The organism is Nonomuraea purpurea (assembly GCF_042650645.1).
Lineage (GTDB): Bacteria > Actinomycetota > Actinomycetes > Streptosporangiales > Streptosporangiaceae > Nonomuraea > Nonomuraea purpurea.
On the sequence record NZ_JBHSBI010000015.1, the window covers coordinates 60,972 to 81,943 of the forward strand.

Below are 20,972 nucleotides of genomic sequence, written 5' to 3' on the forward strand. Positions count from 1 at the left end.
CTTCTCATCGCATGGTGCGGACCGGCCATGGTGGTCCTGTTCCTGATCGGAAGCGTCTGGCTCGCCAGGTACTTCCCGCCCGCCGTGCACCCCAGTGATTCCGCCGCGGACGTGGCGCGGTACTACCAGGACAACGCCACCGCCATTCGCGTCGGTCTCGTCTTCAGTTGCCTGGCCTACGCGCTCATGGGCGTCTGGGGCGTGTGCATGGCCGTCCAGACGCGGCGCAAGGAAGGGCTCTTTCCAGCGCTGACGTACGTCCAGCTGACCTGCATGGCCGCGGGCACCGCGCAGATCGTCGTGAACTGCGGTCTGTGGGCGACCGCCGCCTTCCGGGCGGGCGAAGTGTCACCGGAGATCACGCAGGCGTTCAACGACGCCGGGTTCATCATCCTGCTGGGCACCTGGATGCCGTTCACGATCTGGGCCATCGCGCTCGGACTGAACATCCTGCTGGACAAGACCGACGCTCCGGTCTTCCCCCGGTGGACGGGCTACTTCAGCATCTGGGCGGGCGTGTGCTTCATCCCGGGCGGCACGGTCTGGTTCTTCAAGGAGGGGCCGTTCGGCTGGACCGGCGTTGTATGCCTCTATGTGCCGTTCGTCGTCTTCGGTATCTGGGTGCTGTACTTCAGCTATCTGTCGATGCGGAATGTCCGGGGCGGCTTCGTCCACGAGCAGGAACCGGCCACCGGTTCATGACGGTGCGGTCCCGGCCGGTGGACCCGTTCGCGGATCCGTTCGTCTCCGTGCCCCCGATGGCGCCCAGGCGGCGCCATCGGGAGCTCGGCCGCGTACCAGGCGAGATCGGCATTTGGGTCTTCATCTTCGGAGACATGCTCATCTTCGCCCTGTTCTTCGGCGTGTTCGTCTATGAGCGCTCGCGGAGCGCCGCGCTCTTCGAGCAAGCCCGTGAGCACATGAACCTCACCTTCGGCGCGGGGAACACCCTCCTGCTGCTGACCGGGTCGATGTTCGTCGTACTCGGCCTGAACGCGCTGCGCCACGGTGCCTCCGAGCGCGGCGCGCGAATGATCCTCATGACGTTGCTCTGCGGCGCCGGTTTCGTCGTCAACAAGGTCCTGGAGTACTCGAACGAGATCCAAGCCGGCCATACGCCGTCGACGAACAGCTTCTACATGTACTACTTCGTCTTCACCGGGATCCACCTGCTCCACCTGCTGATCGGGATCGTCGCCCTGGCGATCATGTACCTGATCGCCCGCAAGCCGGCCCTGGTGAACAGGGACGTGCGCAACCTCGAGGCCGGAGCGTGCTACTGGCACCTCATCGACCTGCTCTGGATCGTCCTGTTCGCCCTGCTCTATCTGATGAGGTGATGAGGTGATCCCAGGACGTTCGAGCCGGGTCATGGCCGCTTGGCTGTTCCTCATGGGGGCGACCGTGCTCTCCTGGTACCTCGGGGACGGTCATGGGGCCCGGCAGTTCGCCACCGTGGTCGTGCTCGCTGTGGCATTCATCAAGGTCTACCTCGTCGGACGCTATTTCATGGAGCTGAGGGAAGCTCATCGCGCGCTCCATCTGCTGTTCGGCGGGTGGACCGTCGTGGTGTGCGCGGTCCTCATCGCAATGTTCATCGCCACCGACAGTTGACGCGTTGTCAGGCGCGCCCGCGGCGGGTGATACCTCCGTTGTTGACGCTTCCATGGCCGCCGTGATCTTCCGCGGCCCGGGAGCACCCAGGCCAAGCCCCTCGGCGAGGCCGGCTTCGCGATTGGGCTGAGCCTCACGGGGAACTCCTCGGTAGTCGTAGCGACGCCGGCCGCGGCCGAGCGGACCGCGGCGGTGTGGGCATCGGGCTGCATGGCCGGCCCGAGCTCGTCACCCGGCGCTGATCAATCCTCTGGTGACCTTCCGGCTGCTGCGGGGCTTGATCCGCCAGGCTCCGCCGCCGCTGGAGGATCCGCTCACCGTCCGCGAGCTGGAGATCGCCCGTCTGGTGGCGCGAGGGCACACCAACGCCGACATCGCCGTCCAGCTGACCATCAGCCCGGGAACCGTCAGAACGCACATCCAGCAAGGTGAGAGCCGCTAATCGGGTGGGCATCGCCGCCTGGGCCTGGAGCAGCGGCCAGGTGGGCCGGCCGTGGAGCAGCCATGCCGCAGGCCGCGAGGGCGGGCGGCAGCGACGGGATCAATCCGGGCGGACCGATAGTGGCGGGGCGAGCTCAGAATAGGTCGCGGGAGGGCCAGACGGCGGTCTGCTGGAACACCTCCCACATCATCGTGTCGACGTCGATGCCGTTGCCGTTGGCCAGTGCCGCCCAGCAGAACTCGTTGCTCGTCCGGACGAGGATGCTCTCCGTGCCATAGGGGATCAGGCGGCCGGTGTGCCACCGGTTGCCCAGGGCGTTGACCGCCCAGCCGCAGGCGTACTCGGAGTTGGCCGACGACGGCGTGACCATGGTTGCGATCGTGGTCGGCTTGAGCAGATCGGGGACGGTGGCGAATCCGTCGGCCCGCAGCGCGAAGCGGACGATATCGACGGGCGAGGCGAGCCAGCCGCCGTGGGAGTCCATCCGTCGCACCGGGATGCTGTACGGGTCGCCGGCGCCGTAGTAAACCACCTCGTCGGGTCGCCGCTCGGCACGAGTGTTCCCGGCGATGTGCATGTTGGTGATCCCGCTGGGCGCGAGCACGCGCTGGCTCACGAGGTTGGCGTACGGCTGTCCGGTGACCTGTTCGATGATCCTGCCCAGCAGGCAGTAGCCGAAGTTGGAGTACATGTAGACGGTGCCGGGCGTGTACTGGAGGGGCCGGTTGTCGAGCACCCAGCCGATCAGTTGATCGTGGGTCATCGTCGGGTTGGCGAACATGGGGTCGTTGGCATCGTTGGTCCAGCCCCCGGCGGTGTGCTGGAGCAGGTGCCGGACCGTGATCGCCTGGAGGCTCGCGCCGTAGGGCCTGCTGCCGTACCGGGTGCCGAGGATGCCGCCGGCACCGAAGACGTGCTGGTCGAGCGTCAGGCGGCCGGCCTCGACGAGCTGCATGATCGCGACCGCGGTGATCGGCTTGGAGATGCTGGCGACGCGCATCAGGTGCCGTTCGGTGAGCCGCTCGCCGGTCTCACGGTTGGCCAGCCCGTACCCTCGGGCGAAGACGAGCGCACCCCGCCGGGCGATCGCGAGTGACACGCCGGCCACCCCGGAGGCCCTCATGTGGCGGTCGACGACCGTGTGGACAGCGTCGAAGTTGCCGTCCGTGATCTTGTCGTTCAGCCAGATCCCCGCGTACAGGCCCGCGCCGACGCCGTAGCCGCTGACCCGGGCGGGCCGGTAGCCGTCTCGCTGGTGCTGGTCGAATACCGCCTGGTAGTCCGCCGACGCCACGTTGTGGCGGGCCGACCAGGCCGGACCGGCGCCGCGCACCCAGATCGCCGCATACAGATCGACGCCGCCGACGGTGTAACCGCTGACGTGGACGGGGCGGTAGCCATCCTTCGTGAGCCGGTCGAACTCGGCCTGGTAGCGCTCCGCGGTCAGATTGTGGCGGGCCTCCCAGTCGGGCCCCCTGGCGCCCCAGACCTTCTCCCAGATCGCGGCGAAGTGCGCCTTACCCCCCATCCCGTAGCCGTCCACGTGGATGAGGCGGTAGCCATCTTTGAGCTGCCGGTCGAACTCGGCCTGGTACTGTTCCGAGGTCATGTCGTGGTAAGTGATCAGGTCCGGCCCGCCGGTCAATTCCCAGATCGCTGCGAAGTACACCTTTCCGGCGACCTCGTAACCGGCCACGTGGATGAGGCGGTAGCCCTCCTTGATGAGCCGCTGGTACTCGGCGCGGTACTCCGGCTCGGTCAGGCCATGGCGGGCGAACTGCGGCGGCCCCGGCGCGCGTTCCCAGATGGCCGCGTATCCCGGTCGGCCGGCCATCTCGTAGCCGTCCACCTGGATCAGGCGGTACCCCTCCTTGGCCATGCGGTCGAACTCGGCCTGGTACTGCTCCGGGGTCAGGCCGTGGCGCGCCACCCACGGAAACGGTCCGGCCAATAGGGCCGCACCGGTGCGGGCCCTTCCTGCGAATTCGGCGACACTGGCCGCCGAGGCGACTCCGGATCGCTCAAGACCGACGAACGCGGCCAGCCCGATCGCCGAGAAGAGCGCGTCACGACGGCTGAACGGCGCCGATGAATCCTGCATGTCGAACCCCTGTCCCCGGACGCTGTCGCGCCCGGTCGTTATCCGAATCTGTAAAAATGTGAGCCTGTGCCGGCGATCGTTCGTGCCGCTCTCCGCAAGCTACGCCGCAGCCCGGGCAAGGCCCCTCATCTGTGCAAGGCCATCGCCGTCCCGCAAAACCATCGCGTCGCGCACCGTGCACACAGGTGAGGTCGGCTCGTGGTGGGTGAAAGACCTGCGGTGGCTCGACGCGAAATCCCCGCCGTCAAGCCGCGCAACCCCGATGACCGCGAAGTGAACCCCGTCCCCCAGCGCTTGCCCCCGTTCTTGTCCTCCACAGTGCGCGGCGACTCGCTGGTCGCGACATCCCGCAGATGGGTGGTCAGGTGGCCATGAAATTCCCTCATTTGAGGGGTTGCGCGTTGCCGAACAGACGTTCATGCTCGGGCAGTGGGGTTGTCTCTTGGCGCCGCGTCGGCTCGGCGCGCATACGAGCGCATCCAGCAGTTGACCTTGACGGGTATCGCAGACAGCGAATTTCTTGCAAAACTCTCGGGCCTGTTACGCGAGATCATTCCCTTCAACGCTTGCTTCTGGGCGGCGGCCGACCCGCTGACGATGCTCGCGACTTCTCCCTCCCGATTAGAGAACCTGGGATCCGGTGAAGCGTGCGACAGGTACTGGGAAAGCGAATTCTTCGTCGAGGACGTCAACCACTTTCGCATGCTGGCTCGCATGACGTCCCCGGCTGCGACTTTGTATCGCGTGACGGAGGGACATCCGAGGAGAAGCTCCCGGTACCACAATCTCAACCTCTCGCTCGGCCTCGGCGACGAATTGCGATGTGTGTTCAGGACCGGTGTTGATGTGTGGGGCTACGCGTGCCTGTGGCGAGCCGAGGACGCGCAGCCGTTCACCCCCGGCGAGGAGCAGTTGCTCGCCGGCCTCGCCGACGCGATCGGTCATACCTTCCGGCGCTCAGCGCTTTTGCGGCCCGGCCTCGCCATGAATATGCCCGACGCCCCCGGATTGCTCATATTCGACCAGACGGGAGAGCTTGAAACGCTCAACGAGCCTGCAGAGGCATGGCTGCGAGAGTTCACGCCGTTGCGCTACGACAACCCCGACATCATCCCCCTACCCTCCGAGCTGCGCTCGGTGGCCAACAAAGCACGCGCCATCGCCGCCGGACGCGACAGAGGCAACGCCCGTGCACGGCTGCTGATCCGTGGCTACTGGGTGGTGATCCACGGCTTCGCCCTGCGAGAAACGAACGCCGGGAGCGGCAGGACAGCCCTGGTGATCGAACCGGCCACGGCCACCGAAGTGGCCGCCCTCATCGTGAAGGCATACCAGCTCAGCCGACGGGAACAGCAGATCGTCCGGTTGGTCGCCAACGGCCTGCCCACGACCGACATCGCAGCGATGCTGCGGCTTTCCACTCACACCATCCGTGACTACCTGAAGCAGATATTCGAGAAGGTCGAGGTCTCCAGCCGGGGCGAGCTCGTCGCGAAGATCTTCGCCGAACACTACAAGCCGACGCTCGACCCCGACATCCACGTCGATCCGTGAGCCTCCTGCCGCCACAAGGACTTCAAGGCTTCCAAGGTGATCCTGGCCCCCACCGGCCACCCGCCTCGACATCACTTGGCAGGTTTCACCAACGCCACCAGCTCTGGCAACGGACTCGCCGCTCACCTCCGCACGCCCCCGATGGCATCTCCCCATCGGGGGCTCGATGCCGTGAGCCGACGAAGGAGGCCTGCGGCGGCGATCGCCCCGGCACGTACGGAAGCCCGGCCACCGCCGGCGATCGTCATGGCCTTGTCCCCTCCTCGAACAGGTGTCCAGGAAACGTTTCGGTCGAAACGCCTTCCGCGCGGGACGGAGCGCAGGGGTACGGCGGGAGCGCGCCAGAAACACACCGCCTGGGGGAGGGTCCTGGCGTGCCGTTACAACACCGTTGTGGTGCCTGCGAAAAAAGATGGTGCGAGTTTGTCGAGGGCATCAATAGCAAGGAATCATGAGTCCGACGAAGGAGGCCGCATGATTCCGTCCGAGGCGGATTCCTGGCTTGGGTTTTCGACGTGACCCCTCCTGTGGAGGTCCTGGAGGGTTTCGGGGTTGGTGGTGTGCGGCCCGTATGGCTCGGTGGGGCCTGGCGGGCGGGCTCCTTGGCGCTCAAGCCCGTGGATTTCGCGCCGGAGAGCCGGTGGCGTTCTAAGGTGCTCGCCGCGGTGCCGGAATCGCCGGATTTCCGGCTGGCCCGGCCCGTTCGGGCGCCTGACGGGACGTGGTCGGTGCGGGGCTGGGAGGCCAGCCGGCTCGTGGCCGGCGAGCCGGACGTCCGCCGTCAGGACGACGTGCTCCGGGCCGGCGCCGCCTTCCACGAGGCGATCGCGCACTTGGCGCGCCCCGCGTTCCTGGACCGGCGCGACAACCCCTGGTCGCACGGCGACCGCGTGGCCTGGCAGGAGGCGCCGTTCCAGGGCAGCCCGGCGGCGCTGGAGTTGCTGGAGCCTCTGGTACGAGCCCGCCGGCCGGTCGATCTCCCGTGTCAGGCGGTTCATGGTGATCTGCCGGGGAACGTGCTGTTCGCCGATGGTCTGCCCCCGGCGGTCATCGACTGGCCGGTCTACTGGCGGCCGCCGTCCTGGGCGGCGGCGGTCGCGGTCGCCGATGCCCTGTGCTGGTACGGAGCCGCCCCCGCGCTGGCCGCCCGCTGGTCGCACCTGCCCGAATGGGGGCAGATGCTGGTACGCGCCCTCATCTACCGCATCGTCACCCACGACGTGGCCCAGGGCGCCGCGGGCTGGACCGCCGATCAGCTCGCGGCCCACCGGCCCGCGATCGACGTCGCGGTCGCGTACGCGGGCGAATCGTGATCGCCGCGAATGCGAGCAGCCGTAATCCCTACGTTCGCGGGTGAATCCCGTGATCTCCGCGTTCGCGGGCGAATTGTGATCGACGTGTGTGTGCGGGCGATACAGCGGGAGTGCATGCTGACGGCGTGGATTCGACCAATGTCGCCTCGTACAACGGGCTTGCCGGTCGGCTGGGCATGGCGGGGCTCGCCGGGGCACTCGCCCCCCTCGTGCACCTCGCGGGGACGCTGGTGATCGCGCTTGCCGCGACTGACCCCCAGAAATGCGGGCATTTCGGCTGCTTTGGTGGGCTCGTCGAGATGTGGACGGCGTGGCCCTGGGTGGAGATCGGGCTCGCCTGGCCGCTGCTGCGGATCATGGGCGTGCGGCCGGCCTGGCCCGTCGCCCTCACCGTGCCCGTCTTCCTGATCCCACTCGGGCTGACCACCGAAGGTCCGCAAGCCGTCGTGTTCGGCAGCGTGATCGCGTACGTGCTGGCCGCCCTGGCGACCACCCCAGGCATCTGGCGCCGCCGCTGACCCGCGCCGTACGCACGGGCCAGCGGAAGGTCCGCGATGCGCGAGGCCGGCGGAAAGCTGCAACGCGCGGGGCCGGTGGGGAAGTTGCTATGCGCGGGGGCGTTGGATCACCGCTGCGCCCAGTGGTGCCAATTCTACCGTTCCCGACACCGTCGTGCCCGTGAGCAGGTCGGTTCCCTCCGCTTCGAGGGGGACGGACGCGTTCAGCTCGCCGCTGTGGTTGAGCAGGAACAGGTACTCATGCGCCGCGTCCCCCCGCACCGAGCACTCCACGTGGGAGGGAACGTCCTGAAGGAGCGGTCGCACTCCGGCGGCGGCCACGGCGTCGAGCACCACCGAGTCGAACGCGGACTGCTCCAGCAAGGTCGCCAGGTAGACGACCCGTCCGGCGCCGAACCGGTTCTCGACCACGGCGGCCCGCCCTTCGAGCAGCCCGTCGGCGTACGTCGCCAGCGCCGTCCCCGTCTCCAGGTGGAGGTCGTCGCGCCACCAGGTCGAGGTCGCCCGCCGCCCGTCGGCGAACTCCACGGCGAAGACCTCATGGGGCCGCGCCGGCCAGTACTCGTCGATCTTGGCGCCGATGAGCCGGCGGAACGCCCCAGGGTAGCCGTCCGGCCGCACGCGGTTGCGGTCGTCGACCACGCCGGAGAAGAACGACATGATCACCGTGCCGCCGTCGCGGGCGAACTCGATGATCCGCTCGGCGCCCGCGTCGTCGATCAGGTACGCGTTCGGCACCACCAGCACCTTGTACCCGTCGAGTGAGGAGCCGGCCGGCACCACGTCCACGGGGTAGTGCCGCTCCCACAGCGGCGTGTAGTGCCGCATCACCGTGTCGGTGTAGCTGAAGTCGCTGCGCGGGATCCCGAACGTCTCCTCCAGCCCCCACCAGCCGTCCCAGTCGAACAGGACGGCGATCTCGGAGCGCGAGGTCGTCCCGGCGACCGGAGCGAGCAGCTTCATCTCCCGGCCGAGGTCGATGATCTCCCGGAACGTGCGCGAGTCAGGGCCCGAGTGCGGCAGCATCGCCGAGTGGAAGCGCTCCTGGCCGCCCCTGCTGGCCCGCCACTGGAAGAACATCACCGAGTCGGCGGCCCGCGACAGCGCCTGCAGCGACCCGAGCCGCATCCGGCCCGGCTCCTTGACGATGTTGAGCTTCCACTGGCTGACCGCGCTGGCTGCCTGCTCCATGAGCATCCAAGGCCGGCCGCCCTTGAGTGAGCGGAACAGGTCGTAGTTGAAGGCCGCCGACACGTGCGAGTCGGCGTCGGCCGGGTTCGGGTAGATGTCGAGCGCGACCGCATCCTCCTCCGGCGCCCACTTCCAGTAGTCGGCGTTGCGGTAGAACCGCATGAAGTTCGTCATGACCGGGATGTCGTCGCGGAAGGAGCGCACGATGTCCCGCTCGGCGATGTAGCACTCCAGCAGCGCGTCGGAGGTGAAGCGCTTGAAGTCGAGCCGGCGCGAGGGGTTCATCCAGGTGCGCGGGATGTTCGGCACCTCGATCTGGTCCCAGTCGGTGTAGATCTGGCCCCAGAACCGGGTCGTCCACGCCTCGTTGAGGGTGTCGAGGTCGCCGTACTTGCGGCGCAGCCAGCGGCGGAAGTTGACCGAGGAGGCCTCGTTGTGGGCCGTGGGGCCGTACTCGTTGCTGATGTGCCACATCGCCAGGGCGGGGTGGAAGGAGTAGCGTTCGGCCAGCTTGGTCGTGATCTTGGCCGCGTAGTCGCGGTAGATCGGCGAGGACGGGTCGTAGTGCAGGCGGTTGCCGAAACCGAACGGCTGCCCGTCGGCCATGATCGGGAACACCTCGGGGTGCAGGTGCGTCAGCCACACCGGCGGCGCCGCCGTCGGGGTCGCCAGGTTCACGTGGATGCCGTTGTCGTGGAGGAGGTCCATGACCTCGTCCAGCCAGCCGAACTCGAACTTGCCGGGCTCCGGCTCAAGGGAGGCCCACGCGAACACGCCGAGCGAGACGGTGTTGACGCCGGCCTCGCGCATCAGCCGGACGTCCTCCCGCCACACGCTCGGATCCCACTGTTCGGGGTTGTAGTCGCCGCCGTAGGCGAGGCCGCCCACCCGATTCCTGAATGCGTCCATGCGCGTCATGTCAAGCTCCTGGTTCCATGGTGTGTGCGTCGATCGACACGGTGGTCAGGCGCCGCTCGTCGCCGGTGATCTCGTACACGGGCCCGGTCAGCAGCACCTCGCGCTCGGCCACCACGTCCGCGACCGAGCGGCGGAAGGACACGCCCACCGCGCCGGGCTCCACGACGCGCCGCCCGTCCCTGCCGGTGAAGGCCAGCAGCCGCACCGGCACGTCGAAGCCGACCCGCGCGCTCTGGCCGGGCGCCAGCTCGACGCGGGCGTACCCGGCGAGCTGGGCCAGCGGCCTGGTGACCGAGGCGAGACGGTCGCTGAGGTACACCTGGACCACCTCCGCGCCCGCCCGGTCCCCGGTGTTGCGGACGACGGCCGAGCAGCGGATCGAGCCCGACGTCGTGGCCCGCTCGGCCACGTTCACCTCCGCGTAGGCGAAGTCCGTGTAGCTCAGCCCGTGGCCGAAGCTCAGCACCGGCGCCGGGTCGATGTTGCTGACCGACCCGGCCGCGCCCAGCTTGGGATGCAGATAGCTGTACGGCTGGCCGCCGCTCGCGCGCGGCATGCTCATCGGCAGCCGGCCCGAGGGGTTCACGGCGCCGCTGAGCACGCGCGCGATCGCGCCCGCGCCCTCCTCGCCGGGGAAGTACGCCTGGACGACGGCGGCGGCGTTCGCGATGAGGGACGGCACCGCGTACGCGCGGCCCGTCATCAGCACCGCCACGGTCGGCGTGCCGGTGGCCAGGACCGCCTCGGCCAGCTCCCGCTGCGCGCCCGGCAGGTCGAGGCTCTCCACGTCGCAGCCCTCGCCCGAGGTGCCGCGGCCGAACAGCCCCGAGCGGTCGCCGAGCACCAGGATCGCCACGTCCGACCCGGCCGCCAGCCGGGCTGCGGCGGCGATGCCGTCGCGGTCGCCGTCGTCCACGCCCGTGCCCCGCTCGACGCCGATCACGGCCTCCGGCAGCTCCTCGCGCAGCGCGTCGAGCAGCGTGGGCGCGGCGATGCCGGGTTCGACCTCGGGGAAGTGCGGCAGCACGTGCTGGACGAAGGAGTAGCAGCCGAACAGGGCCGCGACGCTGTCGGCGTTCGGGCCGAGCACCGCCACGCGCCGGCCCTCGGCCTGGCCCAGGGGCAGCACGCCGTCGTTGACCAGCAGCACGACCGACTCCTCCGCCAGCCGCCGCGCCAGCGCGCGCGATTCGGGGTCGTCGAGGTCGACCGGGCCGGGCGGGACCGGCTCGTAGTCGTCGTCGAGCAGGCCGAGCCGCTCCTTCTGCAGCAGCACGCGGCGCAGCGCCCGATCGACGAGGGCCTCCTCGATCCGGCCGGACGAGACCGCCCGCTTCAGCGGCTCCAGGTAGGCCACCCCGGTGGGCAGCTCGATGTCGATGCCCGCCGTCAGCGCCTGCACGGCCGCGTCCTCGGCGTCGGCGGCCACGGCGTGCAGCGTGTGCAGGAAGGCGACGGCGAAGTAGTCGGCCACGACCGTGCCCTCGAAGCCCCACTCATCGCGCAGGATCCGGGTGAGGTAGTGGGCGTCGGCGGCGATCGGGACGCCGTCGATCTCGGCGTAGGAGTTCATCACCGAGCCGGCCTTCGCGTCGCGGACGGCGACCTCGAAGGGGAACAGCAGCGTGTCGGCCACCTCGCGGGCGCCGGCGTGCACGGGGGCGAGGTTGCGGCCGGCGCGGGAGCCGGAGTAGCCGACGAAGTGCTTCAGCGTGGCGATGGCGCCGGTGGACTGCAGGCCGCGCACGTAGGCGGCGCCGATCGTGGCGACCTCGTACGGGTCCTCCGAGACGCACTCCTCGACCCGCCCCCACCGCTGGTCGCGGATCACGTCGAGCACGGGGGCCAGGCCCTGGTGCACGCCGAGCGCGAGCATGCCCGCCCCGATGCGGCGGCCCATCTCGGCCACCAGATCGGGATCGAACGAGGCGCCCCACGCCGGCGGCGCGGGATAGGTCGTGGCCCGCCAGGCCGCCAGCCCGGTCAGGCACTCCTCGTGCGCGATGGCGGGGATGCCGAGCCGGGTGTTGCGGCGCAGCCACCGCTGCCGTTCGGCCAGCACCGTGCCGGCCCACTCGGGATCGACGGGACGGGTGCCGAAATGGCGGGTGATGTGGCCCAGACCCTGGCCGGCGAACGCCTCGAACTCGACGTCCTTGCCCTGCATCGAGTCCTGCAGCGGCGCGACGACGCCCTCGTCACGGTTGACGTTCAGCCACACGCCGACGAGCTGGGCGAGCTTCTCATCGAGCGACATGTCCGCCAGCAGGTCATCGACCCGGCCCTCCACACGTGCAGGCATACACCCTCGTTCTGATAGCGCTAACAGGCCGTTGGGTCAATCGGAAAATTTCTGGTCGACTTTCCGAAAGATTACCGTGACATTGCCGTTGCGTTACGCTAGGCTCCGGCCCATATCGCTGTCAACAGCCCTCGGTGAATCACCGGTTCTGCCAGGTCAGCCGAGGCCCTGTGGGGGCGCGCTATTTTCCGAAAAGTGCCGGCCGGACGGCCGCACCACGGCAACGGGAGGTCCTGTGCCTCGAGCCACGCTGGCCGACGTAGCGGCGGCCGCCGGAGTCTCGGTGCCGACGGTTTCCAAGGTCCTGAGCGGCAAGAAACACGTCTCCGCCGCCACCAGGGACAAGGTCCTCGAAGCGGTCAGAGCCTTCGGGTATGAGTCCCCGCGCCCGCCGAGCGCGCCCAGGACCGGCCTGGTCGACCTGCTCATCGACGGCGTCGGCTCCCCGTGGGCCCAGGTGCTCATCAGGGGAGCGGAGCAGGCGGCGGCGCGATGGGGGTTCTCGCTGGTCGTGACCTCCTCCGCGCGGCCCGACTTCGACCTGCGGCGCTGGATCGGGATCGTGCGCAAACGCGGCACCGACGGCATCGTGCTGGTGCTCTCGCGCGCCGACCAGGAGGAGACCGCGGCCATCGAGGAGCTGCTGCGCGTCCCCCTGGTGCTGCTCGACCCGGTCGGCCAGCGCGATCCGCGCCTTTCCACCGTCGGGGCCACGAACTGGTCGGGCGGCGTCATGGCGACCACCCACCTGCTGGAGCTCGGCCACACCCGCATCGGCTTCATCGGCGGGCCGCTCGACCTGCAGTGCACGCTCGACCGCTACGAGGGCTACCTGGCCGCGCACCGCACGTTCGGCATCGACCCCGACCCTGAACTCACCCGCTACGGCGACTTCCTCGTCGCCGGCGGCAAGGCGTGCGGCGCCGCCCTGATCGAGCGCGCCGACCCGCCCACCGCGATCTTCGCCGGGTCCGACCTGCAGGCCGCCGGCGTCTACCAGGCGGCGGCCGAGCGTGGCATCCGGGTGCCGGTCGAGCTGTCGGTGGTCGGGTTCGACGACTCGCCCCTGTGCGAGATGATGTCGCCGCCGCTCACCACCGTCCGCCAGCCCCTCGACGACATGGCGAACGAGGCGGTGCGGCTGATCTCGGAGGAGCTGACCCATCCGCGGGGCGGCGCGGGCACGCGGATAGAGCTGGCGACCTCGCTGATCGTCAGGGGGAGCAGCCAGGACCTCCGACGGGCAGGAGCGGGCCGCTGAGCTCTTCGTCGCGGTCGCAGGTCAGCTCGCCGTCCCGCACCCGCAGCCGGGCGGCCTGCATCGACGAGCGCCGCCCGCCGTCGGGGTGGGTGAAGTAGAAGATCGTCGCCTCCTCGCCCGTCACCACGACGTCCGCGTGGTGCCCGAATCCGGCGTCGTCCGGGCGCCCGCCCGGCCGGTCGAGGATGAGGCCGTGCGGCTGCCAGGCGTCCAGGTCGGACGAGCTCAGCACGCGCTGGCCGTGCCACTCGTCCACGATCATCCAGTGGCGTCCGCCGAGCGTGAACACGTTCGGCCCCTCGTGCGCCGAGATCGTCACCGCCGGGCCCCTGACCCGCCAGCGGTGCAGGTCGTCGCTGTCGGCCGCCCAGGTGTGCGACCCGGCGGCCTCGTCCTTGTACCACAGCCGGTAGCCGCCGCCGGGCAGCGCGGCCACGCAGGCGTCGATCACGTACGCGGAGGACAGCTCCAGCGTGGCGCGGAACGTCCAGCGGATCAGGTCGGGGCTGGTGTAGTGGCGGATGTGGCGCTCGTGGGGGTGCCAGGAGTCGGGAACGCCGCGGATGACGCTGACGTACATGTGGTAGGTCTCCCCGTCGTCGACGATCTCCGGCGCCCAGTACGTGTGGCGGCCCCATTCGAGGTCGAGCCCGTCGATCGTGCCCCGGTACAGCCACGTCAGGCCGCCGTCGGCCGAGGAGGCCACCCCGAGGTCCGTGCCGTGGACCCAGCTCACGTCCTCCCTGGCCGGGGCGGTGGCCCGGCGGCTGGTGTAGACGAGCCACCAGGACCGTTCTGACCGGTTCCAGATGATGGTCGGGTCGGTCGCGCCGTCGAAGACCGGGTCGCGGTAGAGCGGACGGGGGATCATGGCCATCCTTTTCGTCGATCTTCATGTAACGATACAAGAGCGCACACGAAAAGGGCGCTCCCGGGGTGGGAGCGCCCTTTTCGCAGGGGTGGAGGCAGGTCAGTCGTTCTTGACCGACACCGGCACGACGGCCGGGCCGGCGTCCTTCTGGGCCCAGGCGCCGCTGGAGAAGGCGACAGGGTGGCTTTTCTTGCCGACCCCGTCGCCCCACTTGGTGACGACATAGTCGACCTTGATGTGCCCGTTGCCGCCGACGCCGTCGACGCCCAGCGTGTGGGCATTGAAGGAGCCGCCGGTCAGCTCGGCGAACGTCTTGGCGTCCAGGTCCAGCATGACCCCGCGGCTGGAGGGGTCGCCGGGGCCGCGGTCACCGACGAAGAACGGCAGCTTCTTGCCCTGGTAGATCACGTACCCCTCGGTCATGAGGGGCCAGCTCGGGCTGGCCACCAGGCCCTTCTGCATCGGCTTGCCCGCGGCGGGCAGGCCGGTGTCTCCGGCGCGGCCGGAGGAGTCGTCCCAGAAGTAGGACGCCGTGGTCGAGCCCATCAGCATGGCGTGCTGGGCCGTCGCGGTGGTGGATCCCTGCTGCGCGTGGGCCTGGGTCGCGCCCGCGCCGATGGTCACGGCGCTCAGCACCGAGGCGGCGAGCATGGCAACAGAACGCAAACGAGCAGACATAGTGGTCTCAGGTCCTTTGTTAGACAACGAGGGCCTTGGCGCTCGCTTGGCGGACGTAGCCGGGCAGCGTGCCGTACGGTCGCTACGTGGAGCGCTGGAGATTCCGAAAAATCGGGATTTGTCCGAGAAAATCGCCCTCGTGGGGCTGGGGTATCGCCTCGAACACGCATCACGCTACCGGTCAAATCGGACAAACACAAACATAAACCCATGAAAGGGGTAAAGATCTACCCCTCTGGGTAAAGCGTCACCCGATATCCTTTTGAGATACCCGCAGAGCGCCCACAACCAGGGGGATGACGACCCAGACCAGGGTCGCGGTCGCCAGCCGGGCGACGTCCAGGCCGGTCATGTCACCGGCGATGAGGGGGCCGCAGGCGGCGCCCAGGTCAAGCCACTGGGCCAGGGTCTGGCCGGTCGAGCCGAGCAGGACTTTGACGTAGCTCCACACCATCGTGCTGCTCAGGTAGATCACGATCGCGGCCGGCGCGTTCAGCAGCAGCAAGCCCAGGGCCAGCCCCATGGCGGTCGTCAGCACCATCGCGGCGATACTGCCGAGCTCGGGCAGGAGCTCGACCGTCCAGACCGGCGGCACCCCCTGGACGGCCGCGACGGCGGCGGTCACGGGCGCGGCCACCAGCAGCGCGAGCACGCAGGCCGCCACGGTCGCGACCAGCGGGGGCACGCACTTGGCCGCCAGCACCCGCACGCGGCGGGGTTCGAGCGCGAACGTGGTCAGCGCGGTGCGGTGGCTCCACTCGCCGGTCATCGTCAGGATGGCGAGCACGGGGAGCAAGATTCCGAACACGATCCCCGCGGTGCCGGACAGCAGGGAGAGCCGGGGGCCGTCGACGACGCCCCGGACGACGACGGCCGCCAGGGACAAGACGATCAGGATCGCCGTGAGGACCTTGCCGCTGCGGGTGTCGACGAGCTTGCGCGTCTCGACCCGCAGCAGCCGGTGGAACGGGATCGGGCGGACGGCGGCGCTCACCGCGGGCTCCTGCCGGGGGACGGCGGTGCTCATCGGGCGCTCCTGTCGGCGGTCGCGGTCAGGTCGAGGAAGGTCTGTTCGAGGCCGCGGCCCCCGCCGAGTTCGGCGACCGTGCCCTGAGCCAGCACGCGCCCGCGCCCGATCATCACCACGTGGTCGGCGATCTGCTCCACCTCGTGCAGCAGGTGCGAGCTGAGCAGCACCGCGCACCCGGAGTCGGCCAGCGAACGCAGCAGCGTGCGCATCCACTGGATGCCCTGCGGGTCGAGGCCGTTGGCCGGCTCGTCCAGGATGAGCGCCTTGGGCCGCCCGAGCAGCGCGTGCCCGATGCCCAGCCGCTGCCGCATGCCCAGCGAGTAGCCGCCGACGGCCCGCCCGCTCTCCCTGCCGGTCAGCCCGACCAGCTCCAGAGTCTCCTCGGCCCGCGAACGCGGCAGGCCGAGCAGCATCGCGCCCAGGGTCAGAACCTCCCGCCCGGTGCGCCCGGGATGCTGGGCTCCGGCGTCCAGCAGCGTGCCGACCTGCAGACCCGGGCACTCCAGCTCCACGTACGGCCGCCCGAACACCGTCGCCGCCCCCGACGTGGCCCGCGAGAGCCCGGCCAGGACCCGCAGCGCCGTCGACTTTCCCGCCCCGTTGGGGCCGAGGAACCCGGTGACGCTGCCCTCCCGAACGGTGAAGGACACCTCGTCGAGGGCCCGCACCTGTTTGTACGTCTTGCTGACGCGGTCAAATTCGATCACGGCCCCAAGTTCAGCGGACCTGGGGGGTGCCGCTCATCGGAGCCGGGTCCACATCGGGCGGACCCCGGTCCAGACCCTCGGGCCCGCATTGTGGACCTGGGGCTACCCGCTCTGGGCCCGGGTCGGTAAGTCCCGGGTCACGCCTGTCTCTAGGCTGAGCCACGTGAACGAGGCCAAGGTGATCGCCGCGCTGCGCAACCTGTGCGCCGTGGTGCCGCTGCTGTTCTTCGGCGGGATGTCGTACCTGTCGTCCATGAACTCGGGGGACCCGATCGTGTCGGTCCTCCATGGCGAGATCTCCTGGGACCGCGACCTGGCCCTTCTTCTCCTCCTGTTCACGGTCATGTGGGCGGCCGGGATGGTGCTGCTGCTCTGGCGGCGGCGATGGCCGTGGCAGATCGCCGTGGCGACGGCCCTGCTGACCCTCTACTCGCCCATGGCCGGCGGCCCGGCCTATGTCGCGTACGCGTCGCTGTCCAGGCACCGCCGCTGGGGGCAGATCGTCCCGGTCGCACTGCTGACCTGGCTGTGTCCGACGGCTCAGATGTTCTGGGCCGGGGAAGACGACCCGCAGCGGATCTACTCCGTCACTTCCGTCACCCTCATCACCGGCCTGGCCATCATCGGCTCGATCACCGTGCTCGGGTTCTACCTGGGCGAGCGGACCGACATGGCCGCCCTGCGCCAGCAGGCCGAGCTGGCCGCGCAGCTCCACCGGATCGAACAGACCAGGCTCTCGGAGCGGGTCAAGATCGCCCAGGAGATGCACGACGTGCTCGCCCACCGCCTGTCGCTGCTTTCCATGCTCGCGGGCGGCCTGTCCCACCGCGCGGACCTCACCCCCGAGCAGACCCGCGAGGCCGCGCAGGCCATCCAGGAGAACTCGCACCAGTCGCTGAACGAGCTGCGCACCGTGCTCGGCTCGCTGCGCAGTGACGGCGTCGTGGAGGGCCCGCAGCCGAGCCTCGCCGACCTCGACGCCCTGTTCGACGAGGTACGGGCGGCCGGACAGAACGTCGAGGTGGACGACAGCATCGACGGGCGCGAGCGGCTGCCGACGCAGACGGGGCGCAACGCGTACCGGATCGTGCAGGAGGCGCTGACCAACGCGCGCAAGCACGCGCCCGGCAGCCGGGTACGCGCCGAGCTGCGCGGATGCCCCGGCCAGGGACTGTGGATCAGGGTGAGCAACCCGGCCCCGTACGGGCTCGTCTCGGGCCCCGGCGGGCGGCTCGGGCTGGTCGGGCTGGCCGAACGCACCCGGATGGCGGGCGGCACCATCAGCCACGCCCTCCAGGACGGACGCTTCGTCCTTCAGGCCCGGCTGCCGTGGGAGGCTTGAGCGCATGATCCGAGTGGTGATCGTGGACGACGACCCGATGGTGCGCACCGGGCTGCGCCTCATCCTCGGCGGCGAGGCCGACCTCGACCTGGCCGGCGAGGCAGCCGACGGCAAGCAGGCCATGGCCGTGGTCCGCGACCTGCGGCCCGACGTCGTCCTGATGGACATCCGGATGCCCGTCCAGGACGGCCTGACCACCACCGAACTGCTGCTGGCCCGGCCGTCGCCGCCGCGCATCCTGGTCCTGACCACGTTCGACGCCGACGACATGGTGCTGCGCGCCCTGCGGCTGGGCGCGCACGGCTTCCTGCTGAAGGACACGCCGCCGCCCAAGATGATCGAGGCCGTCCGCACCGTGGCCAGGGGCGAGCCGGTCCTGTCGCCCAGCGTCGCCCGCCAGGTGATCGCGGCGGCCACCGGCGGGTACGAACCGCAGGCGCTGCGCGAGCTGGCCCGGCTCACCGAACGCGAGCGCGAGGTGGCGATCGAGCTGGCCAGGGGCCTGTCCAACGCCGAGATCGCCGCCGCCCTCTCGGTGAGCGTGGCGACCGTGAAGGCCAACATCACCCGCATCTTCGCCAAACTCGGCACCGACAACCGGGTCCACGTCGCCATGCGCGTCCGCGACGCCGGCCTCCTCTGACCAGCCGCCGCGTAGGCTGACGCCCATGCGCCCCGATCATCTCCTGGCCGCGCTCACCCCCTGGAACCTCCCCGTGGACGGGGCCGAGCCGCTGCCCGGCGGCTGGAACTCCATGACGTGGCTGGTCCGCTGCCGCACCGGCGCCCGGTACGTCGCCAAGCTCGCCGACCCCTCCGACGCCTTCCTCAACGGCCTGCGGGTGGCCGCCCGCGTGCACGCCCTCGGCCTGCCCAGCGGCGCTCCGGTCGCGCTGCCCGACGGCCGGTTGGCCGCCGACCTGCCCGAGGGGAGCCTGGCGCTGCTCGAGTATGTCCCCGGCCGGCCGCCGGACACCGGCTCTGCACGGGACCTGCGTCGCCTGGGCGCCATCCTGGCCCGCGCTCACCGCGTCCTCGGGAACGACGCGGAAGACGTGGGCGAGCAGCACAAGTGGCCATGGCCGTGGGCTACCGCCTGCCTTCGGGACATCCCCATGCCGGCGCATGTCCGGCAGGCCGCCGTCGAGGCGCTGGAGGCCGCCCGCGAGGTCGCGCCGCTGTTGCGCGTGGGCGTGGTCAACGGTGACCCCGGGCTCGACGGGTTCCGGCTGAACGACCACTCACCCGCGCTGGACGGCCTCGTCGACTGGGGCGCCGTCCTGCAGGGGCCCGTCCTGTACGACCTGGCGTGCGTGGCCGTCCTCACCCGGGACACGCCTCACGTGTTCGGCCATGTCCTGGACGGCTACCGGGACGCCGACCCGGACGTCGAGGCGGAACTGGCCCACCTGGGGACGATCATCAGGTTGCGCTGGACGGCCACCGCGATCTACTTCGCCGACCGCATCGAGCGCGGCCAGCTCAGAGGCGTCGCCGACGCGGACGGCAACCGGCGAGGACTCGCCGAGGCGTACGCGGGCCTCCGCGATCGGTAAGCGCACCGCGCAATGGCAGAAAATGACGAAATTTCATCACACATGATCCAAAACCTGGCTAAGGTCCACATGCACAAATCCCAAAATATCTACGGATGGGAATCGCGTATGGACGTCCGAGCCAGAACCCGTCGCCGCGCTGCGGCCGCGCTGGCCACCGCCTGCCTGCTCTTAGGCGTCGTGGCCTGGCCGGCCCAGGCCCAGGAGAAGACGGCCGAAACCGGGGTGGGCGCCTTCCTCCAGAAGACCATGGCGGGGCTGCGCTTCGAGGAGGTCCTGGACCTGGCGCCCCCGGGCAGCGCCCAGGCCCGCACGCTCGCCGGCGTGGTGGACAAGGAGGCCAGGACGACCGCCGACTACGCCAAGCTGCTGGCCAAGGCCGAGGACGCCAAGCCGATCGTGCAGCAGCCGCAGCTCGACGTGACGGTGCTGGAGCTGGACCGGCTCGGCCGGCTCCTCTCCTCCGGCACGGTGCTGATGAGCCCGCAGAACCCGCAGGGCGTCGTCGTCCCGGTGGATCAGAACTTCCGCACCGACAAGGTGCGCTACCGGCAGTGGGACGACGCCGGCTGGTACACGGGCAAGGGGCAGGGCAGCATCGACATCGTGCCGGGCCGGGAGAACGCCCCGATCGACTTCATGCTTCCCTACCCGGCCTCGGTCCTGAAGCTGATGGTCAACTTCGGCGTGCTGCGCCTGGTCGACAAGGGCGAGATCAAGCTCGACGACACCTACGCCTATGAGCCCACCGCCATCAGCTCGCTGTGCGGCCCGGCGAGCAGCAACACGATCCGCGCCTACATGGACGCCTCGATCACCTCCTCCTCCAACCCCGCCACCTGCGCCCTGGTCAAGCTGCTGCACGACCGAAAGGCCGTGGACGGGCTCAACCAGACCTTCCAGGACCTCGGCCTGGAGACGATGCAGCTCAAGAACACCAACCCGGACAACGGCGGACGCTGGTCCAACCCGGTCACGATGAGCTCGCTGGACACCGCCAAGCTGCTCGCGCTGGTCGAGGGCGTGCCCGGCACGGCCTGGACCGCCCCGAACGGCAAGCCGGTCACCTCGGGAGGCGTGCTCAGCGCCACCTCCCGAGCCCTGTTCAAGAAGATGCTCGGCGAGCAGGGCTACAACGACATGCTCTCGACCGCGAACCGATGCGCCGCCGGCTACCCCGCCGCCGGCATCCCGCAGCGGGTGGACTCGCGCTGGGTGGCCGCCGACGGCACGGTGACGGTCGCGGGCAACGCCTTCGGCCAGGACGTGCGGCCCTGCAACCAGCGGGCGCAGGTCACGTTCTCGCACAAGACCGGCTGGGTCAACAACTCCGGCGCCGACGCCGGCATCGTCAAGTCCCTGCCGGGCAAGAACGGCCGCCGCTACATCGTCGCGGCCTTCACCAACCTCGGCACCCAGTACGTCGACGCCGCCCGGCCGGCCGCCGAGCCGGGCGTCTGGCCGGTCTCCTACACCGAGAAGCTCGCCAAGCTCGGCGCCGCCATCGACACGTACGAGACCGCCCGTTTCGCCCGCCCGGCCAGGTAACCACGTGGGCGGGGCTCTTCTTCAGC

Annotated in this window: 19 protein-coding genes; 12 read left to right on the top strand and 7 right to left on the bottom strand. The window is 69.8% G+C overall.

All coding sequences use genetic code 11. The features are described 5' to 3' along the window. The first annotated feature begins 27 nt into the window (after positions 1-27). The 4 genes from ACFOY2_RS28360 to ACFOY2_RS28375 all read left to right on the top strand — a co-directional run bounded on the left by ACFOY2_RS28360 (position 28) and on the right by ACFOY2_RS28375 (position 2,056). Entirely contained in the window at positions 28-702 is a 675-nt protein-coding gene (locus ACFOY2_RS28360; protein WP_379531128.1) for a hypothetical protein, read from the top strand. Continuing rightward, complete coding sequence (locus ACFOY2_RS28365; protein ID WP_379531129.1) at positions 699-1,340, top strand: cytochrome c oxidase subunit 3 family protein; 642 nt, start codon at positions 699-701, stop codon at positions 1,338-1,340. Before ACFOY2_RS28360 ends, ACFOY2_RS28365 begins: the two co-directional genes overlap by 4 nt. A 4-nt stretch (positions 1,341-1,344) precedes the next feature. Next, positions 1,345-1,614, top strand: coding sequence for a cytochrome C oxidase subunit IV family protein (locus ACFOY2_RS28370; RefSeq protein ID WP_379531130.1), 270 nt, complete (start codon positions 1,345-1,347; stop codon positions 1,612-1,614). Positions 1,615-1,867: 253 nt separating this feature from the next. After that, positions 1,868-2,056 carry a helix-turn-helix domain-containing protein gene (locus tag ACFOY2_RS28375; RefSeq protein WP_379531131.1) on the top strand — a complete coding sequence of 63 codons (189 nt, stop codon included), beginning with the start codon at positions 1,868-1,870 and terminating at the stop codon, positions 2,054-2,056. A 133-nt stretch (positions 2,057-2,189) separates the two neighbouring features. Here the strand turns inward: ACFOY2_RS28375 and ACFOY2_RS28380 are convergent, their stop codons facing one another. After that, complete coding sequence (locus ACFOY2_RS28380; protein ID WP_379531132.1) at positions 2,190-4,157, bottom strand: serine hydrolase; 1,968 nt, start codon at positions 4,155-4,157, stop codon at positions 2,190-2,192. Positions 4,158-4,586: 429 nt separating this feature from the next. Here ACFOY2_RS28380 and ACFOY2_RS28385 point away from each other — a divergent pair, with 429 nt between their 5' ends. The 3 genes from ACFOY2_RS28385 (at position 4,587) to ACFOY2_RS28395 (ending at position 7,542) form a co-directional block, all read left to right on the top strand. Continuing rightward, complete coding sequence (locus tag ACFOY2_RS28385) at positions 4,587-5,711, top strand: helix-turn-helix transcriptional regulator (protein ID WP_379531133.1); 1,125 nt, start codon at positions 4,587-4,589, stop codon at positions 5,709-5,711. 515 nt (positions 5,712-6,226) lie between these two features. Further along, positions 6,227-7,024, top strand: coding sequence for a TIGR02569 family protein (locus tag ACFOY2_RS28390; protein WP_379531134.1), 798 nt, complete (start codon positions 6,227-6,229; stop codon positions 7,022-7,024). Between the two features lie 125 nt (positions 7,025-7,149). After that, on the top strand, positions 7,150-7,542 hold the full coding sequence (locus ACFOY2_RS28395; protein ID WP_379531135.1) for a hypothetical protein: 393 nt from the start codon (positions 7,150-7,152) through the stop codon (positions 7,540-7,542). A gap of 87 nt (positions 7,543-7,629) precedes the next feature. On the opposite strand, the gene ACFOY2_RS28400 is transcribed toward ACFOY2_RS28395, so the two are convergent. Both ACFOY2_RS28400 and ACFOY2_RS28405 read right to left on the bottom strand, forming a co-directional pair. Next, complete coding sequence (locus ACFOY2_RS28400) at positions 7,630-9,651, bottom strand: beta-galactosidase (RefSeq protein WP_379531136.1); 2,022 nt, start codon at positions 9,649-9,651, stop codon at positions 7,630-7,632. Between the two features lies 1 nt (position 9,652). Continuing rightward, positions 9,653-11,953: a beta-xylosidase/alpha-l-arabinosidase gene (locus ACFOY2_RS28405; RefSeq protein WP_379531137.1), complete on the bottom strand. Its 2,301-nt coding sequence runs from the start codon at positions 11,951-11,953 to the stop codon at positions 9,653-9,655. A 235-nt stretch (positions 11,954-12,188) separates the two neighbouring features. Between ACFOY2_RS28405 and ACFOY2_RS28410 the strand changes: the two genes are divergently transcribed. Then, on the top strand, positions 12,189-13,214 hold the full coding sequence (locus ACFOY2_RS28410) for a LacI family DNA-binding transcriptional regulator (protein WP_379531138.1): 1,026 nt from the start codon (positions 12,189-12,191) through the stop codon (positions 13,212-13,214). Here the strand turns inward: ACFOY2_RS28410 and ACFOY2_RS28415 are convergent. The 4 genes from ACFOY2_RS28415 to ACFOY2_RS28430 form a co-directional block, all read right to left on the bottom strand. Beyond that, complete coding sequence (locus ACFOY2_RS28415) at positions 13,168-14,085, bottom strand: hypothetical protein (protein WP_379531139.1); 918 nt, start codon at positions 14,083-14,085, stop codon at positions 13,168-13,170. The two genes, ACFOY2_RS28410 and ACFOY2_RS28415, sit on opposite strands and share 47 nt — an antisense overlap. Before the next feature lie 99 nt (positions 14,086-14,184). After that, on the bottom strand, positions 14,185-14,751 hold the full coding sequence (locus tag ACFOY2_RS28420; protein WP_379531140.1) for a hypothetical protein: 567 nt from the start codon (positions 14,749-14,751) through the stop codon (positions 14,185-14,187). 259 nt (positions 14,752-15,010) lie between these two features. Continuing rightward, positions 15,011-15,790 carry a hypothetical protein gene (locus ACFOY2_RS28425; RefSeq protein WP_379531141.1) on the bottom strand — a complete coding sequence of 260 codons (780 nt, stop codon included), beginning with the start codon at positions 15,788-15,790 and terminating at the stop codon, positions 15,011-15,013. Further along, positions 15,787-16,500, bottom strand: a complete 714-nt coding sequence (locus ACFOY2_RS28430) for an ABC transporter ATP-binding protein (RefSeq protein WP_379531142.1) — start codon at positions 16,498-16,500, stop codon at positions 15,787-15,789. The genes ACFOY2_RS28425 and ACFOY2_RS28430 overlap by 4 nt, the downstream gene beginning before the upstream one ends. Positions 16,501-16,663: 163 nt before the next feature. Between ACFOY2_RS28430 and ACFOY2_RS28435 the strand changes: the two genes are divergently transcribed. From ACFOY2_RS28435 to ACFOY2_RS28450, 4 genes are all read left to right on the top strand, one after another. Continuing rightward, positions 16,664-17,842, top strand: coding sequence for a sensor histidine kinase (locus ACFOY2_RS28435; protein ID WP_379531143.1), 1,179 nt, complete (start codon positions 16,664-16,666; stop codon positions 17,840-17,842). 4 nt (positions 17,843-17,846) lie between these two features. Then, positions 17,847-18,485, top strand: coding sequence for a response regulator (locus ACFOY2_RS28440; RefSeq protein ID WP_379531144.1), 639 nt, complete (start codon positions 17,847-17,849; stop codon positions 18,483-18,485). Positions 18,486-18,510: 25 nt separating this feature from the next. Further along, positions 18,511-19,398 (top strand): phosphotransferase enzyme family protein, encoded by an 888-nt coding sequence (locus ACFOY2_RS28445; protein ID WP_379531145.1) that lies wholly within the window; start codon positions 18,511-18,513, stop codon positions 19,396-19,398. Between the two features lie 108 nt (positions 19,399-19,506). Beyond that, the gene (locus ACFOY2_RS28450; RefSeq protein ID WP_379531146.1) at positions 19,507-20,946 is read left to right on the top strand and encodes a serine hydrolase; all 1,440 of its coding nucleotides are present in this window, start codon (positions 19,507-19,509) and stop codon (positions 20,944-20,946) included. Positions 20,947-20,972: the final 26 nt, after the last annotated feature.

Coding starts and splice junctions, on each gene's coding strand:
- ACFOY2_RS28400 (WP_379531136.1), bottom strand. CDS start 9,651: ATGACGCGCATGGACGCATTCAGGAATCGGGTGGGCGGCCTCGCCTAC.
- ACFOY2_RS28450 (WP_379531146.1), top strand. CDS start 19,507: ATGGACGTCCGAGCCAGAACCCGTCGCCGCGCTGCGGCCGCGCTGGCC.
- ACFOY2_RS28415 (WP_379531139.1), bottom strand. CDS start 14,085: ATGATCCCCCGTCCGCTCTACCGCGACCCGGTCTTCGACGGCGCGACC.
- ACFOY2_RS28360 (WP_379531128.1), top strand. CDS start 28: ATGGTGGTCCTGTTCCTGATCGGAAGCGTCTGGCTCGCCAGGTACTTC.
- ACFOY2_RS28405 (WP_379531137.1), bottom strand. CDS start 11,953: ATGCCTGCACGTGTGGAGGGCCGGGTCGATGACCTGCTGGCGGACATG.
- ACFOY2_RS28425 (WP_379531141.1), bottom strand. CDS start 15,790: ATGAGCACCGCCGTCCCCCGGCAGGAGCCCGCGGTGAGCGCCGCCGTC.
- ACFOY2_RS28445 (WP_379531145.1), top strand. CDS start 18,511: ATGCGCCCCGATCATCTCCTGGCCGCGCTCACCCCCTGGAACCTCCCC.
- ACFOY2_RS28380 (WP_379531132.1), bottom strand. CDS start 4,157: ATGCAGGATTCATCGGCGCCGTTCAGCCGTCGTGACGCGCTCTTCTCG.
- ACFOY2_RS28365 (WP_379531129.1), top strand. CDS start 699: ATGACGGTGCGGTCCCGGCCGGTGGACCCGTTCGCGGATCCGTTCGTC.
- ACFOY2_RS28440 (WP_379531144.1), top strand. CDS start 17,847: ATGATCCGAGTGGTGATCGTGGACGACGACCCGATGGTGCGCACCGGG.